The sequence below is a fragment of the Bacillus fungorum genome, assembly GCF_002746455.1.
Lineage (GTDB): Bacteria > Bacillota > Bacilli > Bacillales > Bacillaceae_G > Bacillus_A > Bacillus_A fungorum.
On record NZ_NWUW01000174.1, the window covers coordinates 1 to 425 of the forward strand.

At 53.2% G+C, this 425-nt stretch carries 3 tRNA genes; all 3 read left to right on the forward strand.

Going from position 1 to position 425, the window contains the following annotated elements:
- Positions 1-53: 53 nt before the first annotated feature.
- A tRNA-Arg gene (locus CO726_RS31330) sits at positions 54-127 on the forward strand.
- Between the two features lie 8 nt (positions 128-135).
- Positions 136-209: transfer RNA gene (locus CO726_RS31335), tRNA-Pro, on the forward strand.
- A gap of 9 nt (positions 210-218) precedes the next feature.
- A tRNA-Ala gene (locus CO726_RS31340) sits at positions 219-294 on the forward strand.
- Positions 295-425: the final 131 nt, after the last annotated feature.

Sequence of the window (425 nt, forward strand, 5' to 3'; positions counted from 1 at the left end):
TCCTGCGGTGGGTGACCACCGTGCGGGTTCGACCCCCGCCCTCGGCACCATATGCGCCCGTAGCTCAATTGGATAGAGCGTTTGACTACGGATCAAGAGGTTAGGGGTTCGACTCCTCTCGGGCGCGTTTTCTTTCGGGAAGTGGCTCAGCTTGGTAGAGCACCTGGTTTGGGACCAGGGGGTCGCAGGTTCAAATCCTGTCTTCCCGATAATTGTTTGGGGCCTTAGCTCAGCTGGGAGAGCGCCTGCCTTGCACGCAGGAGGTCAGCGGTTCGATCCCGCTAGGCTCCACCAAAAAAAGTTCTTTGAAAACTGAACGAAACAAACAACGTGAAACGTCAATTTTTATTTTAGATGCTAGACAAACTAACTTTATTGGAGAGTTTGATCCTGGCTCAGGATGAACGCTGGCGGCGTGCCTAATA